At 72.8% G+C, this 21,304-nt stretch carries 20 protein-coding genes; 9 read left to right on the top strand and 11 right to left on the bottom strand.

Annotated features, from left to right (window positions below; genetic code table 11):
- Positions 1-3 precede the first annotated feature (3 nt).
- A complete protein-coding gene (locus GEV43_RS29035) occupies positions 4-1,056 on the top strand; it encodes a hypothetical protein (protein WP_160823403.1) in 1,053 nt (350 codons plus the stop codon).
- 66 nt (positions 1,057-1,122) lie between these two features.
- The gene (locus tag GEV43_RS29030; protein WP_160823402.1) at positions 1,123-1,395 is read left to right on the top strand and encodes a zf-TFIIB domain-containing protein; all 273 of its coding nucleotides are present in this window, start codon (positions 1,123-1,125) and stop codon (positions 1,393-1,395) included.
- A 94-nt stretch (positions 1,396-1,489) separates the two neighbouring features.
- Here the strand turns inward: GEV43_RS29030 and GEV43_RS29025 are convergent, their stop codons facing one another.
- The 4 genes from GEV43_RS29025 to GEV43_RS29010 form a co-directional block, all read right to left on the bottom strand.
- A complete protein-coding gene (locus GEV43_RS29025) occupies positions 1,490-4,069 on the bottom strand; it encodes a polynucleotide kinase-phosphatase (protein ID WP_160823401.1) in 2,580 nt (859 codons plus the stop codon).
- Positions 4,066-5,550 carry a 3' terminal RNA ribose 2'-O-methyltransferase Hen1 gene (locus GEV43_RS29020; RefSeq protein ID WP_160823400.1) on the bottom strand — a complete coding sequence of 495 codons (1,485 nt, stop codon included), beginning with the start codon at positions 5,548-5,550 and terminating at the stop codon, positions 4,066-4,068. Before GEV43_RS29020 ends, GEV43_RS29025 begins: the two co-directional genes overlap by 4 nt.
- Before the next feature lie 71 nt (positions 5,551-5,621).
- The gene (locus tag GEV43_RS29015) at positions 5,622-6,461 is read right to left on the bottom strand and encodes a DUF3152 domain-containing protein (RefSeq protein ID WP_309239890.1); all 840 of its coding nucleotides are present in this window, start codon (positions 6,459-6,461) and stop codon (positions 5,622-5,624) included.
- Positions 6,462-6,641: 180 nt separating this feature from the next.
- On the bottom strand, positions 6,642-7,346 hold the full coding sequence (locus GEV43_RS29010; RefSeq protein ID WP_160823399.1) for a TetR/AcrR family transcriptional regulator C-terminal domain-containing protein: 705 nt from the start codon (positions 7,344-7,346) through the stop codon (positions 6,642-6,644).
- Between the two features lie 198 nt (positions 7,347-7,544).
- Between GEV43_RS29010 and GEV43_RS29005 the strand changes: the two genes are divergently transcribed.
- Positions 7,545-9,275 (top strand): MFS transporter, encoded by a 1,731-nt coding sequence (locus tag GEV43_RS29005; RefSeq protein ID WP_160823398.1) that lies wholly within the window; start codon positions 7,545-7,547, stop codon positions 9,273-9,275.
- A gap of 97 nt (positions 9,276-9,372) precedes the next feature.
- On the opposite strand, the gene GEV43_RS29000 is transcribed toward GEV43_RS29005, so the two are convergent.
- Entirely contained in the window at positions 9,373-10,299 is a 927-nt protein-coding gene (locus tag GEV43_RS29000) for an LLM class F420-dependent oxidoreductase (protein WP_160823397.1), read from the bottom strand.
- Positions 10,300-10,444: 145 nt separating this feature from the next.
- On the opposite strand from GEV43_RS29000, the gene GEV43_RS28995 reads away from it, so the two are divergent.
- Complete coding sequence (locus GEV43_RS28995; protein ID WP_160823396.1) at positions 10,445-11,473, top strand: glycoside hydrolase domain-containing protein; 1,029 nt, start codon at positions 10,445-10,447, stop codon at positions 11,471-11,473.
- Between the two features lie 69 nt (positions 11,474-11,542).
- On the opposite strand, the gene GEV43_RS28990 is transcribed toward GEV43_RS28995, so the two are convergent.
- Positions 11,543-11,863, bottom strand: a complete 321-nt coding sequence (locus GEV43_RS28990) for a hypothetical protein (RefSeq protein WP_160823395.1) — start codon at positions 11,861-11,863, stop codon at positions 11,543-11,545.
- 124 nt (positions 11,864-11,987) lie between these two features.
- Positions 11,988-12,374 (bottom strand): helix-turn-helix domain-containing protein, encoded by a 387-nt coding sequence (locus GEV43_RS28985; protein WP_160823394.1) that lies wholly within the window; start codon positions 12,372-12,374, stop codon positions 11,988-11,990.
- Positions 12,375-12,574: 200 nt separating this feature from the next.
- On the opposite strand from GEV43_RS28985, the gene GEV43_RS28980 reads away from it, so the two are divergent.
- From GEV43_RS28980 to GEV43_RS28970, 3 genes are all read left to right on the top strand, one after another.
- Positions 12,575-12,886: a hypothetical protein gene (locus GEV43_RS28980; protein ID WP_160823393.1), complete on the top strand. Its 312-nt coding sequence runs from the start codon at positions 12,575-12,577 to the stop codon at positions 12,884-12,886.
- A 96-nt stretch (positions 12,887-12,982) separates the two neighbouring features.
- Complete coding sequence (locus tag GEV43_RS28975) at positions 12,983-13,450, top strand: hemerythrin domain-containing protein (RefSeq protein WP_160823392.1); 468 nt, start codon at positions 12,983-12,985, stop codon at positions 13,448-13,450.
- 156 nt (positions 13,451-13,606) lie between these two features.
- Positions 13,607-14,608 carry an isopenicillin N synthase family oxygenase gene (locus GEV43_RS28970; RefSeq protein ID WP_160823391.1) on the top strand — a complete coding sequence of 334 codons (1,002 nt, stop codon included), beginning with the start codon at positions 13,607-13,609 and terminating at the stop codon, positions 14,606-14,608.
- 438 nt (positions 14,609-15,046) lie between these two features.
- Here GEV43_RS28970 and GEV43_RS28965 read toward each other — a convergent pair whose 3' ends face one another.
- From GEV43_RS28965 to GEV43_RS55240, 4 genes are all read right to left on the bottom strand, one after another.
- Entirely contained in the window at positions 15,047-16,261 is a 1,215-nt protein-coding gene (locus tag GEV43_RS28965) for a helix-turn-helix domain-containing protein (protein WP_160823390.1), read from the bottom strand.
- A gap of 81 nt (positions 16,262-16,342) precedes the next feature.
- A complete protein-coding gene (locus GEV43_RS28960; RefSeq protein WP_309239889.1) occupies positions 16,343-17,725 on the bottom strand; it encodes a class I SAM-dependent RNA methyltransferase in 1,383 nt (460 codons plus the stop codon).
- A complete protein-coding gene (locus GEV43_RS28955; RefSeq protein ID WP_241683082.1) occupies positions 17,715-19,331 on the bottom strand; it encodes an APC family permease in 1,617 nt (538 codons plus the stop codon). The genes GEV43_RS28960 and GEV43_RS28955 overlap by 11 nt, the downstream gene beginning before the upstream one ends.
- A gap of 5 nt (positions 19,332-19,336) precedes the next feature.
- Positions 19,337-19,735 (bottom strand): hypothetical protein, encoded by a 399-nt coding sequence (locus tag GEV43_RS55240; protein WP_241683081.1) that lies wholly within the window; start codon positions 19,733-19,735, stop codon positions 19,337-19,339.
- A gap of 205 nt (positions 19,736-19,940) precedes the next feature.
- Between GEV43_RS55240 and GEV43_RS28950 the strand changes: the two genes are divergently transcribed.
- The gene (locus GEV43_RS28950; RefSeq protein ID WP_160823389.1) at positions 19,941-20,606 is read left to right on the top strand and encodes a TrkA family potassium uptake protein; all 666 of its coding nucleotides are present in this window, start codon (positions 19,941-19,943) and stop codon (positions 20,604-20,606) included.
- Positions 20,606-21,265, top strand: a complete 660-nt coding sequence (locus GEV43_RS28945; protein ID WP_160823388.1) for a TrkA family potassium uptake protein — start codon at positions 20,606-20,608, stop codon at positions 21,263-21,265. The genes GEV43_RS28950 and GEV43_RS28945 overlap by 1 nt, the downstream gene beginning before the upstream one ends.
- The last annotated feature ends 39 nt before the right edge of the window (positions 21,266-21,304 follow it).

Here is a 21,304-nt window from a genome sequence, read left to right as displayed (position 1 = left end):
CGGGTGCAGCACGACCTGTATGCCCGCCTCGTCTCCATCGGCCTCCGGGCGTCCGGCTCCGCTGACGGGCGCCCGGAGACGCTGTACGACCGGCACGGCGTCCTGGTCGTGCGCGTCGGCGGCGTGGCGGTGAAGGCCCACCAGCCCGACCGCGACCACGGCGCGCCGTTCCGCGAGCGGGTCGCCCTGGCCGCGACGCTCCGGGACGTCCTGGTCGCCCCCGAAGGGCCACCGCTGGAGGTGGACGGACGCGTCGTCACCGTCTCCCCCTACGGCGCGCCCGTCGATCCGGCGGGCGAGCTTCCGTGGGAGGACGGGGCGAGGCTGCTGGCCGTCCTGCACAGCAAACCGGTCCCCGAGGGCGCACCCGCGTGGGGACGCCCGGCGCGCGTGGCCCGCGTGGTGGGCCGCCTCGGTGACGGGCCCGCCGACAGCGAGGTGCGCCGGGCGTTCGCGACCCTGCCCGCCTGGGTACGGGGCGAAGCGCCCGTCCCAACGCCGGCCGCGGAGTGCCTGATCCACGGCGACTGGCACCTGGGGCAGATGGTCCGCTCCCCCGCCCACGACGAGACGGCGACGGGAGCAACGCCCGGCTCGGCGTCCAGGACGGGAGCGGCGTCCGGGACGGGAGCGGCGTCCGGGACGGCGTCGGGGGCAGCGTCCGGCGCGGCGTCCGGGACGGGCGCGGCGTCCGGCTCGGGGGCGGGGTCCGGCTCGGGGGCGGGGGCGGGGTGGCGGCTCATTGACATCGAGGACGTCGGGCGCGGCGACCCGGCGTGGGATCTGGCCCGTCCCGCGGCGCTGTTCTCCGCCGGGGTGCTCCCGCCCGGCGACTGGGAACGGTTCCTCGGCGCGTACCGGGAGGCGGGCGGTCCCGCCGTTCCCCCCGGCGGCGACCCGTGGGAGGCGCTGGACCTGCCCGCCCGGACCCTCGTGATCCAGATCGCCGCCACGTGCGTCGTATCCGCACGGGAGGAGGGACGGCCGCTCGACGGGCCCGAGACCGCGCTCGTCGACACCTGCGCGAGAATCTCCGAGGCGGGGGTCCCGGCATGACGTGGCGCCGGGCCTGCCCTACATTTACCCTCTACCTGGGGATCAGACCGGAAGGACGACAAGGCTATGCACTGCCCTAAGTGTCGTGGCGTGATGCGGACCTACACCCGCAACGGCGTCCACATCGAGCAATGTGACAACTGCCGGGGCATCTTCCTCGACTACGGCGAGCTGGAAGCCCTGAGCCAGATGGAGGCCGCCTACCGGGCCGCCCCGCCGCCCGCCGCGCCCGCGGCCCCCGCGTGGGGCGCGCCCGCCGCGGTGCACCATCACCACCACGGCGGGCACCACCACCGCCCCCACCACGGCAGCGTCTTCCACATGCTCTTCTCGACCTGAGGCACCGCAGTGATCAAGGGACCCCCGCTCCCTTGATCACTGCCCGCGCCCCCGGCCCGCCGCCCCCGCCGAGGCGCGACGCGCGACGCGCCGGTCAGAGCCGGGGGTCGACCGGCTCGGACTCCAGGGCCAGCACCGCGAACACCGCCTGGTGGATCCGCCACAGCGGCTCGCCGCCCGCCAGCCGGTCCAGCGCCTCCAGCCCGAGCGCGTGCTCGCGCATCGCGAGCGAGCGCTTGCGGCCGAGCGAACGGCCGCGCAGCCGCTCCAGGTCGACGGGCTCGGTGTAGTCCGGGCCGTAGATGATCCGCAGGTACTCGCGCCCCCGGCACTTGATCCCGGGCTGCGTCTTCACGCCCTCGGGGAACGGCCCGAGCGGCTTGACGACCATCCCCTCGCCGCCCGCCGCGGTGAGCTTCTCCCACCACGCGACCGCCTCGGCCTCGGGCCCGTCCGCGCCGAGGAGGTCCACGGCCAGCGACGCGGTCCCCATGAGCATTCCGGTCGGGTCGGCGGCGGCGAGCCGTTCCGCCGCCGCGAGGTGCCAGTCGTGGTCGCGCAGCGACGCCCACGCCGACCCCTCCCCCGCCAGGATCTGGAACGGGGCGAGGCGCACCCCGTCCAGCCCGTCGACCGTCCAGCAGTAGCGGGCGTAGGCGTCGCGGAACAGCGCCGCGTTGGCCGTCCGCGCCTCGACGCGCTCGCGCAGGCCGCCGACGTCCAGGCCGCGCTCCGCCGCCCGCGCCAGCGCCCGGAACGCCACCGGCAGCGCCGCCCGCGCCGCCGCGCCGGTCGCCGCGTACTGGGTGCGGATCAGGTCCATCGCCTTCGCCGACCAGGGCAGCAGCTCGCAGTCGAGAACGAGCCAGCCGGTGTCCAACTCGTCCCACAGCCCGGCCGCGTCCGCTGCGGCGCGGACCCGGTCCAGGACCGCGGCCGTGCGGGCGGGGTCGCGGAAGAACGCGCGGCCCGTACGGGTGTAGACGGCGCCGGTCGTGCCGTCGTCCACGCCGAACCGGGCGCGCGCCGCGTCCGCGTCGCGGCAGACGACCACGACGGCGCGCGACCCCATGTGCTTCTCCTCGCAGACCACCCGCACGACGCCCTTGTCGCGGTACGCGGCGAGCGCCTCGGCGGGGTGCTCCAGGTACCCGGGCAGCGCGGACGTCTCGGCGGGCGCCATCGTCGGCGGCAGGTACACCAGCCAGCGCGGGTCGATCGCGAACCGGCTCATCACCTCCAGCGCCGCCAGCGCGTTCTCCTCCCGTACGGTCACGCGGCCCATCAGCCGCGTCTCGACGCCGCCGTTGCCGAGCACGTCCTCGATCTTCAGGACGTCGCTCTCGCGGTGGCCGCCGCCGACCGGCGCGGCCCCGCCCCCGGCCCCGGCCTCCGCGGACAGCGGGCGGACCGGCTCGTACCAGACGCGCCGCGCCGGGCGCGCGACGAGCTCGCGCTCCGGGTAGCGCAGCGCGGTCAGCCGCCCGCCGAACACCGCGCCGGTGTCGAGGCAGATCGTGTTGTTGATCCACTCGGCCTCCGGGGTGGGCGTGTGGCCGTACACGACCGTCGCCCGGCCCCGGTAGTCGCGCGCCCACGGGTAGCGGACGGGCAGCCCGTACTCGTCGGTCTCGCCGGTGGTGTCGCCGTACAGCGCGAACGAGCGGACCCGGCCGGACGCGCGCCCGTGGTAGTCCTCCTTCAGCCCGGCGTGCGCGACGACGAGGCGGCCGCCGTCCAGCACGTAGTGCGAGATGAGCCCGTCCATGAACGCCAGCGCGGCGGCCCGGAACTCCTCGGTCTCCGCGCCGAGCTGCTCCAGCGACTCGGCGAGCCCGTGCGCGACCCGCACCTTCCGGCCGCGCAGCGCGCGCACGAGCTTCGCCTCGTGGTTGCCGGAGACGCACAGCGCGTCGCCCGCCCCGACCATGCCCATGACCAGGCGCAGCACGCCGGGGGTGTCCGGGCCGCGGTCGACGAGGTCGCCGACGAACACGGCGGTCCGGCCGCCCGGGTGGCTCGCGCCGACGGCGCGGCCCTGCCCGTCGCGCTCGACCTCGTAGCCGAGGTCGCCGAGCAGGTCCTCCAGCTCGGCGCGGCAGCCGTGCACGTCGCCGACGACGTCGAACGGCCCGGTCAGCTCCCGCCGGTCGTTCCACGCCTTCTCGTACGCGATCGTCGCCGCGTCGATCTCGTCCACGCCCGTCAGGACGTAGGACCGCTTGAACTCGCGGCCGAGCGCGCGCAGGCTCCGGCGCAGCTCGCGGCGCTGCCTCGGGATCACGTGCGCGGGCAGGTCGCGGCGGTCGGGGCGGGCCGCGTTCCGTTCGGCGGCGACCCGCTCGGGGACGTCCAGGACGATCGCGACGGACAGCACGTCGTGCTCCTTGGCGATCTGGAGCAGCGCCTGCCGCGCGTTCGGCCGCACGTTGGTGGCGTCCACGACCGTCAGCAGGCCGCGCCGCAGCCGCGTGCGGACGATGTGGTGCAGCAGGTCGAACGCGTCGGCGCTCGCGGACTGGTCGTTCTCGTCGTCGGACACCACGCCGCGGCAGAAGTCGGACGACACCACCTGCGTCGGCGCGAAGTGCCTGCGCGCGAAGTACGACTTGCCCGAGCCGGACACGCCGACCAGCACGACCAGCCCCATCTCGGGCACCCTGATCTCGGTCATCGGCTGAACACCCCCAGCTGGGTCGGCGCGCCCACCTCGGGGTCCTCGCCGCCGACCGGCACGTGCCGGACCCGGTAGCCGTACGCGCCCGCGACGCGCCCGGCCCAGGCCCGGAACTCCTCCCTGGTCCACTCGAAGCGGTGGTCGGGGTGGCGCACGGCCCCCGGCTCCATCCCCTCGTAGCGGACGTTGTACTCGGCGTTCGGCGTGGTGACGACCACCACGCGCGGCGCCGCGCGCCCGAACACGACCCGCTCGACCGCGGCGAGGCGCGGTGGGTCGACGTGCTCGACCACCTCCATCAGCACGGCCGCGTCGTACCCCTGGAAGCGCTCGTCGGCGTACGTCAGCGCGCCCTGGAACACGTCGCGCAGCCGGTCCCCGTCGCGGCGCGGCCGGGTGTCCAGGCGCAGGCGCCGCCGGGCCATCGCGAGCGCGCGGTACGACACGTCCGCGCCCGCGACCTCGCTGAAGAACGCGTCCTGGAGGAGGCGGGCCAGCAGCCTCCCCGAACCGCAGCCGAGGTCGATGACGCGGCGGGCGTCCTCGCCGCGCAGCGCCTCCACGACCGCCTGGGCGCGCCGTTCGGCGAGCGGCACGGCGACGGGCTCGGCAGCCTCGCCTTCGGCGGACGGCGCGCCCTCGGACGGCGCGCCCTCGGCGGTCTCGGACTCGGCGGTCTCGGACTCAGCGGGGGTCGGCTCCTCGTCGATCTCGACGCGGTCGAGGGCGTCCTCGGGCGCGCCCTCGGAGTCGGCGAGGCGGCCGAGGGCCGCGCGGACGAGCGCGCGCCGGTTCGCGAGGTAGCGGCGGGTGATGGCGTTCCGCTCCGGGTGGGCGGCGAGCCAGCCCTCGCCCGCGCGGACGAGCTTGTCGACCTCGTCGGGCGCGATCCAGTAGTGCTTGGCCTCGTCCAGGACGGGCAGCAGCACGTAGAGCTGGTTCAGCGCGTCCGCGAGCCGCAGCGTGCCGCTGAGCGTCAGCGTCACGTAGCGGGAGTCGCCCCACTCGGGGAACTCCGGGTCCAGCGGCACGGGGACGGCCGACACGTCCCAGCCGAGCGGCGCGAAGAACCGTTCGGCCTGGCGCGCCCCTCCCCGGCACGGCAGCGCGGGCAGCGTGATCTCCAGCGGCATCGGCGCGGCGGCCAGCTCGGGCCGCGCGTCGCACCGGCCGCGCATCGCCGTGCGGAACACGCCCGCCATCGCGGACGCCAGCAGCGACGACGCGGCGTACGGCCGGTCGTTCACGTACTGCCCGAGCGAGAAGTCGGGCGTGCCCTTGCCGCGCGTGCGGACGAGCCGCACCGGGTCCACGTCGAGCAGCAGCGCCGCCGTGCAGCGCGCGCCGTCCGCGTCGGGGTAGAAGACGTGCGCGGTGCCGTACGACTGGTCGAACCGCTGCACGCGTTCAGGATGCTTGTGCAGCAGGTACCCCAGGTCGGACGCGCCGGGCATGGTGGTGGAGATCGTCAGAAGCACGGCACAAGTGTGCTGGACGCCCTCGCCCCGCCCCCAGTGGTTTTCCGGGCGCCGCCCTCGCGGGGAGCCGCTCAGGGGACGGACGGGCCGCCGAGGAAGCGCCCCCTGCGGTCGTACGGCCAGCCGTTGATCCGGCAGCCCTTCAGCCCGAAGATCTGCTGCTGCATGACCGGCGCGGCGCGCCCGTGCCCGGGGCACGTCATGTGGCCGAAGCCGAGGCGGTGGCCGACCTCGTGGTTGATGACCAGCGCGCGGTAGTGCTCGGGCTGCCCCCGGTAGTACGTGGTGAGCAGCAGCCAGCGGCGCAGGTTGACGACGACCTGCTTGCCCGCGCTGCAATTGACCTTGCCCTCGGTGGTCATGCCGTACGCGCCGCAGATCTTGTCGACCGTCCCCGGGGAGGCGAGGCGGACGACGAAGTCGTACGGGCCGGAGTCGACCCGCCGGAACGCCCACTTGCCGCCGGCCGTCCAGCCGCGCGGGTCGCCGAGGATGCGGTCCACGCCGGCCGCGAACACGCGCGGGTTCTGCCGGAGGCCGCCCTCGACCTCGACCATGTAGCGCAGCAGCCTGCCCTGGCCGTAGATCCGGGACGCGCCGGCAGGGCGGTAGAACTTCCCGGTCCCGCGCCGGGGGATGTACGGCGCGCGCTTCGGGCGGACGACCGCCGGCTCGGACGGCGGGGCCTTGTCGACGCTGCCGCCGCCCTGGGAACGGTCCGGCTCCGCGGCGGTGCGGGGGCTCTTGCCGGGCAGGACGAGCCAGGCGACGACGCCGCCCGCGCCGAGCCCGACCACCAGCACGAGCGCGAGCACGAGGGTGATGACGCCGCGCCGCCGGGCGCGCATCGCGCCCGCGAACTCCCGGTCGAGGTCGTCGCCCAGCATGCCGAGCGGCTCGGACTCGTACACCGAGGCGTAGCCGGCGGGGGGCGGGGGCTGCGGCGGGGCTCCACGGCGATGGGACGACCCCCGCCGCCGGCCCGGGCGTGATCGTGGCGGCTGCATGGCGCAGGACAGCATGCCAGATACACCCACGAATATGATCATTTCGCGGAAAGGCGCAGGTCAGCGCGGTCCGTGCCGGGAGCGTCAGGGACGGGCGTGCGAGGCGATGCCGCGGACCAGGATGTCGAGGCCGAACTCGAACCGCTCGTCGCCGCCGCCCGCGGTCAGCTCGTCCACCATGGCGACGATGTGCGGGAAGCGGTCCTGGGGCAGGGCCTTGTAGTAGTCGCGGATCCCGCTGATGAACGTGTGCAACTGCTCCTCCGGCGACGCGCCCTCCCCCAGCTTGGTGCCGTACATGGCGCGCTCGACGCTCTCGGCGTCGACGTACATGCCGAGGGAGTCGACGGCGAGCGCGGCGGCGGCGGGCGGCACGCCCCCGGCGCTCATCACGGCGAGCTGGAACTCGGCGATCCGCAGCAGGTTGGCCCCGGTCGGGACCATCGCGAGGGAGACCCTGGCGATGTCGGCGTGCGCCTGCCACACGCGGCGGACCTCGCGCGCCACCTCCTTGACCTGCTCCTGCCACCGCTCCGGGTCGGGCTCGGGCAGGCGCACCTCCGCCGCGACCCGGTCGAGCATCAGCTCGTTCAGCTCGTCCTTGCCGGAGACGTGCGCGTACAGCGAGGCGGGGCCGGTGTCCAGCTCCTGCGCCACCCGGCGCATGGTCACCCCGTCCAGCCCCTCGGCGTCGAGGACGCGGACGGCGGCGGCGACGATGCCGTCCTGCGTGAGGGGCCTGCGGGACGGCGCGGCCTTGCGGGGCTTGCGCCCGGGAGGGGTAGGCATGGCCGGCACGGATCCTCCCGAATCTCGCGATACATCTTGACTATCCGGAAACGCGATATATCTTCTCTACCTGAGAGGGAATGTCGGAGCACTCCCTCGAACCGTCACGAACATCGTACTTGACACGAATGTTGTTCCTAGCTTAGAACAACGTTCGTTATCACGAACTTTGTTCCACGACCGCCGGAGCTGATCGACATGACCCACGCACCCGACCTCGCGAGTCCCGAGCCGCCCGCCTACCGCTGGCGCTGGGCGGCGCTCCTGGTGATCCTCGCCGCCGAGGTGATGGACATGCTGGACGCGCTGATCACCAACATCGCCTCCCCCACCATCCGCGCCGAGCTCGGGGGCTCGGCCAGCGTCATGCAGTGGCTCGCCGCCGGCTACACCCTGGCCATGGCGGTCGGCCTCATCACCGGCGGACGGCTCGGCGACCTGTACGGGCGCAGGCGGATGTTCCTCATCGGCGCCGCCGGGTTCACGCTCGGCTCGCTGCTGTGCGGGGTCGCCACCTCGCCCGGGATGCTGGTCGGCGCCCGCGTGACGCAGGGCCTGTTCGGCGCGCTGATGCTGCCGCAGGGCATCGGGATGATCAAGCAGATGTTCCCGCCGAAGCAGATGGCCGCCGCGTTCGGCCTGTTCGGCCCGATCATGGGCCTGTCCTCGGTCGGCGGCCCGGTGCTCGCCGGCTGGCTGGTGGACGCCGACCTGTTCGGCACCGGCTGGCGGATGATCTTCCTGATCAACCTGCCGCTCGGCCTCGCCGCCGTGCTCGCCGGGCTGCGCTACCTGCCGTCCGGGCGCGGCGAGCACGCCTCGCGCCTCGACCTCACCGGCGCGGCGCTCGCCTCACTCGGCGCCGGGCTGCTCGTCTTCCCGCTCGTCCAGGGCCGCGAGTACGACTGGCCCGCGTGGACGTTCCTGATGATGGCCGCGTCCGCCGCCGTCTTCGCGGTCTTCGCCTGGTACGAGGTGCGCAAGCAGCGCGCCGGCGGCGACCCGCTGATCGTGCCGTCCCTGTTCCGCAAGCGCGGCTTCACCGGCGGCCTGGTCGTCGGGATCGTCTTCTTCACCGGCATGGCGGGCTTCGGCCTGGTGTTCTCCCTGTACGTCCAGATGGGACTCGGCTACTCGCCGCTCAAGGCCGGGCTGTCGCAGATCCCCATGTCGGCGGGGATCGTCGTCGGGTTCGGGCTCGCGCAGGCCGTGCAGCGCCTCGGCCGCACGGTGATCCACGCCGGCATCGTGATCATGGCCGGCGGCGTCGCCGGGATCGTCACCACCCTCCAGTTCGCCGGGATCGGCGTGACGCCCTGGCAGTTCACCCCCGCCCTGCTCGTCACCGGGCTCGGGATGGGGCTGCTGATGGCGCCGTTCTTCGACACCGTCCTCGCCGGGGTCGAGCCGGAGGAGACCGGCTCGGCGGGCGGCACCCTCACCGCCGTCCAGCAGCTCGGCAGCGCCCTCGGCGCCGCCGTCATCGGCACGGTGTTCTTCGGACTGCTCGGCGGGCACGTGACGAGCGCCGCCGACGGCGACGCCTCCGGGCTGCGCGCCGGACTCGCCGCCGCGTCCGTCCCCGCCGCCCAGCAGGACCGGGTCGTACGGAGCGTGCGCGCCTGCGGCCACGACCGCTCCACCGCGAAGGACCCGGTGGCCGTGCCCGCGTCGTGCAAGGCGCTCGAACGGGACGTCAGGGCCGCGATCGCCGCCGCCCCGTCCCCCGCCTCCGCGCCCGCCGTCCAGCGGGCCGTCGGGGACGCCGCGCAGCACTCCGCCAAGCGGGGGTTCAGCGACGCCATGAAGATCACGCTGTGGATCGAGGTGGCGCTGCTCGGCCTCACCTTCGTGTCGGCCTTCCTGCTCCCCCGGCACGCCCGCCCGCAGGAGCCCGTCGAGAACGGCGCCGTCCCCGCGACCGTGTGACGCCCTCCCCCTCCGCACGCCGCCGGCCCGCGTCGTCCGCCCCGTTCACCGAACGGACCGGACGCCGCGGGCCGGTCGCCAGCCGGGCGCGCTCGGCTCAGAGCTTGCCGAGCACCTCGGAGGCCAGCAGTTCCAGGTGGTCCAGATCGTGCAGGTCCAGCACCTGGAGGTACAGGCACTCGGCGCCCTGCTCGCCGAACTTGCCGATCTTGTCGAGCAGTTCGGCCGGGGTGCCCGCCAGGCCGTTGCCGCGCAGCTCGGTGACGTCCCGGCCGATCGCCTCGGCCCGGCGCGCGATCTCGGCCTCGTCGCGCCCGCAGCACACCACCTGCGCCGCCGAGTAGACCATCGGCCGCGTCCGCCCGGCCTCCCGGCACGCGGCCCGGACCCGCTCGAACGCCGCGCCCGTGTCGTCCACCCCGTTGAACGGCACGTTGTACTCGTCGGCGTACCGGGCCGCGAGCCGCGGCGTCCGCTTGGCGCCCGTCCCGCCGATCAGCACCGGCGGGCCCTCCGGCCGCTCGGGCTTCGGCAGCGCGGGCGAGTCGGCGAGCGTGTAGTACGAGCCGTCGTAGGAGAACGTCTTGCCCTCCGGCGTCCGCCACAGCCCGGTGATGACGTCGAGCTGCTCCTCCAGCCGCTCGAACCGCTCGTTCAGGCTCGGGAACGGGATGCCGTACGCGGTGTGCTCCTGCTCGAACCACCCGGTGCCGACGCCGAAGTCGACGCGCCCGCCGCTCATCCGGTCGACCTGCGCGACCGCGATCGCGAGCGGGCCGGGCAGCCGGAACGTCGCGGCGGTCATCAGCGTGCCGAGCCTGATCCGGCTCGTCTCGCGGGCGAGCGCGGCCAGGGTGATCCAGGCGTCGGACGGCCCCGGGTCGCCCGGCACGTCGCCCATCTTCAGGAAGTGGTCGGAGCGGAAGAACGCGTCGAAGCCGAGGTCCTCCGTGGCCTTGGCGACCGCGAGCAATGTCTCGTGACTGGCCCCCTGCTGGGGCTCGGTGAAGATCCGAAGACGCATGACCCCATCCTCGTACGGCCGGGACACCGCTCGGACCGCCGGGGTCGCCCCTGCCGCTTGTGCCGGAAACCTTGCGATTCGCCTGCGACGGGGAGGAGATCCCGGTTGAATCGTCCGGACCCCGCTTCCGACCCATGGAGCTCACATGGCAGTCTTCGGCGTCGACTACGCGTGGGGGCGTCCGGGCGCGGCGGCCCTGAAACGCGCCGGCGCGAAGTTCGCGTGCCGCTACCTCTCGCACGACACCACCGGCAAGAACCTCACCAAGGCCGAGGCGGACGAGCTGTCGGCCGCCGGGATCTGGCTGGTGGTGGTCTGGGAGAGCGCCGCCAACCGGGCGCTCGCCGGGCGCGGCGCGGGCGAGGACGACGCGAGGGACGCCGCGCGGCAGGCCGCGGCGCTCGGGATGCCGTCCGACCGGCCGGTCTACTTCGCGGTCGACTTCGACGCCTCGTCCGCCCAGCAGTCCGCGATCAACGCCTACCTCGACGGCGCCGCCGCCGTGCTCGGCCGCGACCGGGTCGGGCTGTACGCGGGCTTCGGCCCGGTCAAGCGCGCCCTGGACGCGGGCAAGGCGGCGTACGCCTGGCAGACCTACGCCTGGTCCGGCGGCAAGTGGGACCTGCGCGCCCAGCTCCAGCAGTACTCCAACGACCACACGATCAACGGCGTGGGCGTCGACTACGACCGCGCGATCAAGAGCGACTACGGGCAGTGGCGCGTCGGCGTCTCGCCCGGAGGGGACGACGACATGCCCGACTACGTGTCCGTCGGCGCCAAGGCCGAGCAGCAGCTCAAGCCGGGCGAGTGGACCACCGTGACGTGGGACACCGAGTACGCCGACTCCAACCACCAGCACAATGACGAGGGCGGGCCGAGCGTCCTCACCGGCCCGGCGCGCTACGCGCTCACCGCGTCCGTACGGGTGGAGGGCGTGCCCGCGGGCACCCGCATCCAGGCCCGCGCGATCGAGGTCGACGTCAACGACACCGGCAAGTTCGAGGAGGGCGCCGTGCAGGACTTCGCGTCCGTCGGCGACGAGACGAACCTGCTGTACGGGGTGTCGGCCGACACCGTCGGCGAGGACCACCGCGTCCGCTTCCAGGTCGTCCAGCACGGCCCGAGCGCCGCCAAGCTCTCCGCAGGCACCGCCAAGGTCCTCTACTGGAGGTAGCCCGGGCCCACCGGGGGGTGGGCCCGGAACTACCGGAGGCGGCCGACCGGCACCCACCCCATCCGCCGGTCAGTGCTTCTCGTCGATGTGGTCGGCGGCGAGGCGGGCGGCGTGGTGCAGGGCGCGGGTCTGGGCCTCGATGTGCCGGGACAGGTGGCGGCGCTGCTCGCGCAGGTCGCGGGAGAGCCGGACGACGGCCGCCCCGAGGCCCGCGACCGTGACCGACAGGCCGGCGACGCCGACCGCCAGACCGGTGTTGACGACCGCCATCGTCCCCGCGCCGTCGCCGAGCGCGATCGCGGCGGCGCCCGCCGCCGCCCCGGCCGCGGCCCCCGCGCAGGCGGCCGTGGCACCGCGGGTCCACTGGGCACGGACGCCGCGTGCGCGCATCGGTGACACTCCTCCGCCCGCGCGAGGCGGGCTCCTGACCTGGATCGGCAACCCCAGTCTGCACGCTTGTCAGTGACCGCAACAACCGGTCATAACAGGAAATCTTTTCAGACTCCGGAAAAGGTCACCGTCCGTCCGGCTCCCCGTACAGGGCGCGCAGGAACGCGAGCGCCATCCGCCGCTTGTCGCCGGGATCGGCGCGCAGGTCGGCGAAGTAGGCGTTCAGCTCGCCGAGCTCCCGCAGCGCCCGGTCGGCGTCCACGGGCGGCTGCGCCCCCGCCGGCTCGTTCCCCTCGCCGATCCTGATCAGGTCGCCGGGCCGCCATTGCAGGGCGTCCTCGATCGCGCTGCGCGTGCGCGCCTGGGGCCAGCGGTCGCCCGCCTCCAGGTTGTAGATCGTCTTGACCGTGACCCCGGCCCGCTCGGCGAGCTGCTCCTGGGTCAGGCCGAGCGATCCGCGCCGGGCCACGACGTACTTGGCGATCCTCCCCCGGTCCAGCTCTCCAGCCATCCTCCCAGCATGGCGGAAACATTAAGGAACATCCAGTAACCACCAGAAGAATATTTCTTACACCGGACTTTCCGTTATTTACCGGTTGATCCTTGTAATATTACTGATAGGTACCTAAGGTGGTCCCCGGGTCCGCCCGACACGGACCTCCTCCCAGGTCCCCCGCGCGGCCCCGACACCAACGAAGGGGCGGGTAACCCGTGACAGAGGAAGGACCGATCACCATGGAACTGGCCCTGTCGGAGCTGCGGCGCGGCTTCGACGTGCGCCTGGCCAACCTGGAGGGCCAGCTCGCGCTGCTGTTCCAGCGCAACGAGCTGAGCGAGCGGCAACTGGACGCGCAGACCCGCCAGATCGGCGAGCTGGAGGACCGCGTCGGCGCGATCCAGCGCGAGCAGGTCACCCGCGGCCACCTGGACAGCCGCTTCCGGCACACGGTCGCGCTGCTGTCCCTGATCGCCGCGAGCGCCTCGGTGGCCGTGGCGCTCCTGGCCGCGGTGCTCAGCCGCTAGACGGCCCCGGGCCACGAACCCGCGGCGGGCCGCTGCCCGACCCTCCACCGGCCACGGCCCGCCGCGCTCCCGCCCCCACGTCCCCGAAAGGAAGCCATGCTGCGCAACCGCGTCTTCGCCTGGCACATGGAGTTGCAGAACGTCCACCACCGCCTGGAGAAGGCACTGGAGGACGCGCGAAAGGCGATCCGCTCCGGCGTACGGGCCCAGGCTCTCGAACCCGAACTCCGCGACTTCTGCTTCACCTTCTGCACCGCCCTTGGAAGCCATCACCGCAGCGAGGACGCCGACCTCTTCCCGGCCCTGCTGGACCGGATGCCCGAACTGGAGCCCGCGATAACGCGTTTGAAGCGCGAGCACCAAGTCCTCTCACAGCTCCTCGCGGACTTCCAGCAGAGCCTGGACTCCCCGGAGACCTCGCCCCAGCGGCTCTTCCAGCAGATCAACGACATCAAGGCCGTCATGAAGGCCCATTTCGCCTACGAAGAGGGCTATCTGAGCCATGCGCTCCGTTCCCTCGATGCCCCGGAAAGCGAAAAGCACCGAATGCTCGGCAACGCCTGACCGCCCCGCCCCGTCCGGTGCCTCACGGGCCGACGCCTCCCTTCCCTTTGAAGGTTGCCGACTGATCATCGCTGGTGGCCCGCATCGCGGGAGACGGAAAGTCTCCGGGACCGATTCAACGTGACACTGGAAGTCATGGCATACAGGAGGCACTCCATGAATCCAGAATCGGTCACCATGGTCGACGGGTACGTACCGGTCATCGACATCTCCACCAGGGACGGCGCGTTCGGACGCGCCGCGCTGGCCGAGGCGATCGGCAGGGCATGCCGGACCTCGGGCTTCTTCGTCATCGTCGGCCACGGGGTCCCGCCCGAGCTCATCGACCGGATGCGAACGGCGACCACCGCGTTCTTCACGCTCCCCGACGCCGAGAAGGACCGTGCGGCGAGCCGCCCCGGCTACTCCGGGTTCCGCCCGTCCGGAGGCACCACCGCCCAGAGCCTCGACCGCAGGACACCGCCCGATCTGTGCGAATCCTTCGGCGTACACGTCACGGGAGAACTGAGCGACGCCGAACGCGAGGCGCTCGGCGATTATCCGGCGACCTGGAAGCTGGCCAATCTGTGGCCGGAGGAGCCGGCCGATTTCAAGGACACCTGGATAGAGTACATGAACGCGCTCCACGCGCTGTCGACCGACCTGCTCCGCCTGTGCGCCCGCGCCCTCGGATTGGACGAGGACCATTTCGACGGCAAGTTCGACCGGCACGTCTCCTCACTCGTCGCCAATTACTACTACCCCCAGGTGGACGAACCGCTGCCCGGACAACTCCGCAGGGGCGCCCACACCGACTTCGGCGGACTGACCGTCCTGTACCAGCAGGACGACACCGGAGGGCTCCAGGTACTGCAAGGCGAGAACACCTGGCGCGACGTCCGCGCCATCCCCGGCAGCTTCGTCATCAACATCGGCGACCTGATGGCCCTGTGGACCGGCGGACGGTGGGTCTCGACCATGCACCGGGTGGTCAACCCCGATAGGGCGGACACGTCCTCACGCCTGTCCGTCCCGTTCTTCTTCCAGCCCAACCACGACGCCGTCATCGAGCCGCTCCCGTCCCTCGACTCCGTCCCCGGCCAACAGCCACCCGAATCCGTCATCGCCGGAGAATGGATGGCCATGAAAATGCAGAAACTGTTCGCCCCAGCCCAGTAACTGGACTGAACGGCGCGGCCGGTGCCCGACGAGGGGCGGGCGCAGGCACCGGCCGCGCGTCCCCCCGTCCCTCGGGGTCGCTGTGTCCCGTACGGCCCGCTACGCGCGTGCGGTCATGGCCCGACGTCGCGCAGCACGTACACGACGCGGTCCGCGACACCCGTCACCGCCGTCACGGGCTCGATGACCGGCCCCAGGACCAGCGGAAGACGTCGTCCTCGCAAGCGATCTCGCCATCCATCCGAGCGAACGCCGGATTCTGCACATGCAGAACCTCACCGTTCGGCCGGGACCGAATCTCCGCCCTCCACTTCCGCGCGATCAGCTCGGAACGGAGGTACCCCAGGTGTCGTATCGCGTCCATGGACACAGAACGTATGCGCGCCGTGACAGTAGGAGTTGCCATGCGGCAACGGTCTTACTCCCAGCGGGAACGCGTCAGTGCGGCACGCCCATCCGGGCTGCCATCCCTCGCAGCTCACGTCCCTGCGAGGCGACCCGGGCCTGTTCGAGCATCACCGCGATCGATTCGCGGACGGCGACCGAGTTGCGGATGCGCTGCGGCGCGACGCGCTCCGCGCGCTGGAGCCACCGCACCGCATCGCCCCTCGTCCGGGGGTCGCGCGCCAGGCCGCGTCCGACATCCGCGAGGTAGGCGGCACGCCGCGACGAGCGGCCGAGCTTCTCCTCGCGCACCGCCCCGGTGAGTTCGAGGACGCCCGCCCCAGCCACGCCCCGTTCGACGCCGACCGTCACGTCCCAGACGCCGACGTTCGTCGCCGAGAACGACTGCCAGTTCGCCAGCGGCTCGTCCGGCACGCGCGCGGCGATCCGCCTCGCCTCGTCCAGCCAGTGCTCGGCACGCTCGCCGTCGCGGACGGAGGCAGCGGCCAGCGACGCGGACAGCGTCAGCATCCCCAGCACCTCGTGGCCGGACGCGCCGTTCACGTGCGGCTCCAAGGCGTCGGCGGCGCGCTCCGTGGAGAGCAGCACGCGGTCCCATGCGGTCTTCGGCATGGTCTGCGCGCGCAGGAACTCCGCCTTCCCGATCTGGACCGGATCGTTGAGGAACCTCGCCGCCTCCATCGCGCGGTTCGCGGCGACGTACGCGAGGTCGACGTAGCCGAGGTTCTTGGCCGTGAACGCGGCGCACACGCACGCCTCGACCAGGAGTTCCAGCGCCTGCCGCTGTACGGCCTCGTCGGCCGGAGCCGCCACGTGCACGTGAAGTTCGTCCAGGATGTCGGGAAGGAGGGCGCCGATGGCGGTGTAGTCGCACGCGCGGCGGAGCGGCTCGATCTGGGACCGCAGGGCGGCGGCCAGGTCCGGCAGGGGCCGGGCGCGGTCCGTCGCGGGCGACAGCAGAGAGTTCGACTGAAGCGCGACCCGGAGCGCGGGAACGTGCGTGTGCGGGGCGGACTGCACGGGGTCGGCGGACAGGTGCGGTCCGCCGACGAGGTCCGACTCGCTGATCCGCAGCGCGGACGCCAGCGCGGCGAGGTGGGAACGGCGGTCCAGGGTCCGCTGCCCGCGCTCGGCGCGGGACAGGAACGACTTGCTGAGGCCGGTGAGGCCCGCGAGTTCGTCCAGGCTCATTCCGCGCCAGCGGCGCAGGGCCCGCAGCCGGGTTCCGATGGTGATCCCGTCAGGCATCGGCCTCGCACCTTCCCGTGCGTCTCGACGACGTCAGGCTACGGCGCGCGCCCCGATCCCGTCACGGACGCTCGGTCCGGGTCAGCCCTTGACGAGGGTGGCGAGGCATTCGACGTGCTGGGTCATGGGGAAGGCGTCGAAGGCGCGGAGGGTGTCCAGGACCCAGCCTCGTTCGCTGAAGTAGGCCAGGTCGCGGGCCAGGGTGGCGGGGTCGCAGGAGACGTAGGCGATCTTGCGGCCGGCGAGGCGGGTGATCTGGTCGACGACCTGCCTGCCCGCGCCGGTGCGGGGCGGGTCGAGGACGACGAGGTCGGCGCGGCGGACGCGGGCGCCGCCCTGGTGGCCCCGGCCGCCGCGCTTGTTCTGCGAACGGTCCGAGCCGTCGGCGCGGCCGAACTCCAGGTCGGCGACGACCTCCTCGACCGGGCCGCGCTCGATCGCGACGTTCGGCAGGTCGCGCAGGTTGAACTTGGCGTCGCGGACGGCCTGGCCGTCGGACTCGACGCCGACGACGAGGCCGTCGCGGCCGATCCGGTCGGCGAGGACGCCGGTGAACAGGCCGACGCCGCAGTAGAGGTCGAGGGCGATGTCGCCGGGCTTCGGTTCGAGGGCGGCGACGACGGCGTCGGCGAGGAGCTGCGCGGCGCCCGGGTGGACCTGCCAGAAGCCGCTGCCGCTGACCTGGAACATCCGCCCGGACACCTCCTCGCGGACGTACGGGAGGTTGGCGCCCGGCTCGGGCTTGCCGCGGACGAGGCGCACGGGCACGTCCAGGCGCGGGACGCGGATCTTGCGGCGGTCGCGGCCCCGCAGCACCACGAGGCGGTCGCCGGTGGTGGACGACACGATGCCCTCGACGCCGCTCGCGCCGGGCCAGCGCTTGCGCTCGATGCCCATCAGCTCGACGCCCGGGTGCGCGATCAGGCACTCGTCGATCGGCTCGATGTCGTGGGAGCGGTGGCGGCGCAGGCCGACGTCGCCGTTCACGACGGCGAACTGGACGCGGGTGCGCCAGCCGAGCCCCGGCGCCGGGGTGAACTCGTCGGAGACCGGGTAGGGCACCTCCTCGACCAGGACGGTGCGGGTGATCCCGGCGAGGCGCTGGAGCTGCTCCTCGACGACCGCCGCCTTCAGCCGGCGCTGGGCGGGCAGGGACGCGTGCTGCCAGTCGCAGCCGCCGCAGCGGCCGGGGCCGGCGAACGGGCACGGCGCCTCGACGCGGTCGGGCGAGGCGGTCAGGACCTCCTCGGCGTCGGCGCGCAGGAAGTTCTTGGTGACGTCGGTGACGCGGGCCCGGACCCGTTCGCCGGGCAGGGCGTGCCGGACGAAGACGACGCGGCCCTCGTGCCGGGCCACGCAGAACCCGCCGTTGGCGACGTTGCCGACCTCCAGGTCGAGGAGGTCGCCCAGCGCGGGGCCGTCGCCGGCGGGGGCGGGGTCGTCGGGACCGAGATCAGCTGTCACGTTCCGAAACGATACCGCCACCGGCGCGCGCTCCGTCCTGCTCGGGCGGGGTGCGGGGCGGGCGGCGGGACGAGCCGGGGCCGGGCGGCTCGATCCGGCCCTTCAGCCGGTCGGAGGAGTGGAGCTGCCAGGCGACGCTGGTCACCATGACGCCGGGCTGGAAGAGCAGGCGGCCCTTGAGCCGCAGGGCGCTCTGGTTGTGCAGGAGCTGCTCCCACCAGTGCCCGACGACGTACTCGGGGATGAACACGGTGACGACGTCGCGGGGGCTGCGGCGGCGGACGCTCTTGACGTAGTCCAGGACGGGCCGGGTGATCTCCCGGTACGGCGAGTCGAGGATCTTGAGGGGGACGGGCACGTCCAGCGCGTCCCACTCCTCCTGGAGCCGCTGCGACTCCTCGGCGTCCACGGCGACGGTGACGGCCTCCAGGCTGGACGGCCGGGTCGCGCGGGCGTACGCCAGGGCCCGCAGGGTCGGCTTGTGGATCTTGGAGACGAGCACGATGGCGTGGTTGCGGGCGGGCAGCGCGACGTCCTCGCCGGACGGGACGAGCTCCTCGGCGACCCGGTCGTAGTGCCGCCGGATCGCGCGCATCAGCAGGAACAGCACCGGCATCGCGATGCACACGATGTAGGCGCCGAGGGCGAACTTGGTGATCAGCACGACGACCAGCACGACGCCGGTGAGCATCGCGCCGAACGCGTTGATCGCCCGGGAGGTCCTCATCCGGCGGCGCTGCGCCGGGTCCTGCTCGCCCGCCAGCAGCCGGTTCCAGTGCCGGACCATCCCGACCTGGCTGACGGTGAACGACACGAACACGCCGACGGTGTAGAGCGGGATCAGCTTGCTCACCGACGCGTCGTAGGCGTAGATCAGCAGGCCCGCCATGGTGGCGAGGATGATGATCCCGTTGCTGAACGCGAGCCGGTCGCCGCGGGTGTGGAGCTGGCGCGGCAGGTAGCGGTTCTGGGCGAGGACGGACCCGAGCACCGGGAACCCGTTGAACGCGGTGTTGGCGGCCAGGAACAGGATCAGCGCGGTCATGCACGCGACCAGCGCGAAGCCGGGCGTGAAGTTGCTGAACACGGTGTGCGCGACCTGCGCGATCACCGGGTCGGAGTCGGAGACCCGCTCGCCGGTGCCGGGCTTGACCAGGAACAGGTCCTGGTCGGCGAACTTGGCGTCGGTGATGAACGCGAACGCGGTGACGCCGCCGAACATGGTCATCGCGACGACGCCGAGCATCAGCAGGGTCCGGGCCGCGTTCTCGCCCTTCGGCTTCTTGAACGCCGGGACGCCGTTGGAGATCGCCTCGACGCCGGTCAGCGCCGCGCAGCCGGACGAGAACGCCCGCAGCAGCAGGAAGACCAGCGCGAAGCCCGCGACGTCCTCGCCGCCGTGCAGCTCGTACCCGGCGGTCTCGGCCTTCAGCTCCGTCCCGAACGCCAGGCGCGTGACGCCCCACAGCAGCATGCTGCCGATGGCGAACATGAACAGGTACGTCGGGACGGCGAAGGCGACGCCGGCCTCCTTCAGGCCCCGCAGGTTGCCGATCGTCAGCAGGACCACGATGCCGATCGCCACCGCCACCTCGTGCGGCTGCATGAACTTCAGCAGGGCCCGAGGTTCTCCACCCCGGACGACACCGAGACCGCGACGGTCAGCACGTAGTCGACGAGCAGGGCGCTCGCGACGAGCACACCCCAGTTGGAGCCGAGGTTCTCGGTGGCGACCTCGAAGTCGCCGCCGCCGCTCTGGTAGGCCCGGACGTTCTGCCGGTACGAGGCGACCACGGTGAGCAGGATCACCACCACGGCCGCGGCCACCCAGGGGGTGTAGTGGTACATCACGAGACCGCCCGCCCCGAGGGCGAGCAGGATCTCCTGCGGCGCGTACGCGACCGACGACAGGGCGTCGCTCGCGAAGACCGGCAGCGCGATGCGCTTGGGTAGAAGCTGCTCGTGCTGCTGGGCGCTGCTCAGCGCGCGGCCCAGAAGCACCCGCTTCACAAGGTCCGGAACCTTCGACACGGGACGAGACTCTAGCCGTTGGCGTTGACGCCCCTTTTATGTCCCCGCCCGGGGCGTGGTGAACACTTTCGGAAGAACGGTTTCACGGGTCGCGCCGGAAGCTGGTTGGGTAGTACTCGCCTGGGCGGATGTGTAGTTTTGCAGCCCGGCAGGATCTTTCCGGAGTGGAGACGATGAGGCGGCCGTGCATATCGTGATCATGGGGTGCGGGCGGGTCGGCTCGACGCTCGCCCACATCCTTGAGGACAAGGGTCATTCGGTGGCCATCATCGACCAGAGCCCCGAGGCGTTCCGGCGGCTGCGCAGCGGTTTCCGGGGGCGCCGGATCACCGGGTTCGGGTTCGACCGGGACGTGATCGCCGAGGCGGGCATCGAGCAGGCGTCGGCGTTCGTCGCGGTCAGCTCCGGCGACAACTCCAACATCATCTCCGCCCGGGTGGCCCGCGAGACGTTCGGCGTCGACAACGTGGTGGCGCGGATCTACGACCCCCGGCGCGCCGAGGTCTACCAGCGGCTCGGCATCCCGACCGTCGCGACGGTCCGCTGGACCGCCGACCAGATCCTGCGGCGGCTGCTGCCCGAGGGCGCCGAGCCGCTCTGGCGCGACCCGACCGGCGCGGTCGTGCTCGCCGAGCTGGAGACCGGGCCGTCCTGGGTGGGGCAGAAGGTCGCCGGGCTGGAGGAGGCCGCGGGCACCCGCGTCGCGTTCCTGTCCCGGATGGGCGAGGCGCTCGTCCCGCAGTCCGACACCGTGATCCAGGACGGCGACATCGTGCACATCATGGCCCGCGCCGACGATCTCGAGCGCGTCAACGCGGCCGTCGCCGCGGGGAACGGGGAGGACTCCTGATGCGCGTCGCGATCGCGGGCGCCGGCGCCGTCGGCCGGTCCATCGCCCAGGAGCTGCTGGAGAACGGCCACGAGGTGCTCCTGATCGACAAGAGCCCCAAGGCGATCAAGGTCGAGATGGTGCCGCGCGCCGAGTGGCTGCTGGCCGACGCCTGCGAGATCTCCGCGCTGGACGACGCGGCCCTCGAACGCTGCCAGGTCGTGGTGGCGTCGTCCGGGGACGACAAGGTCAACCTCGTCGTCTCGCTGCTGGCCAAGACCGAGTACGGCGTGCCGAGGGTCGTCGCCCGGATCAACCACCCCAAGAACGAGTGGCTGTTCAACGAGTCGTGGGGCGTGGACGTCGCCGTGTCCACGCCGCGCCTGCTGTCGGCCCTGGTCGAGGAGGCCGTCAGCGTCGGCGACCTCGTCCGCCTGATGACGTTCCGCCAGGGCGAGGCCAACCTGGTCGAGCTGACCCTCCCCGACGACGCGCCGCTCGGCGGCGAGCGGGTCGGCTCGGTGAGCTGGCCGCGCGACACCGCGCTCGTCGCGATCCTGCGCGAGGGCCGGGTCCTCGTCCCGACCTCCGACGACACGCTGGAGCCGGGCGACGAGCTGATGTTCGTCGCCACCCAGGACGTCGAGGACGAGCTGGCCGAACTCCTCGGCGCCCGCTGACCGCACCGCCCCGCACGACGGCGCCCGCTCGAACGAGAG

The sequence above is a fragment of the Actinomadura sp. J1-007 genome (genome assembly GCF_009793335.1).
Classification (GTDB): Bacteria; Actinomycetota; Actinomycetes; order Streptosporangiales; family Streptosporangiaceae; genus Spirillospora; species Spirillospora yumaensis.
The sequence above is the reverse complement of the archived record's forward strand: the minus strand, read 5'-3'. Positions and strand labels throughout refer to the sequence as shown.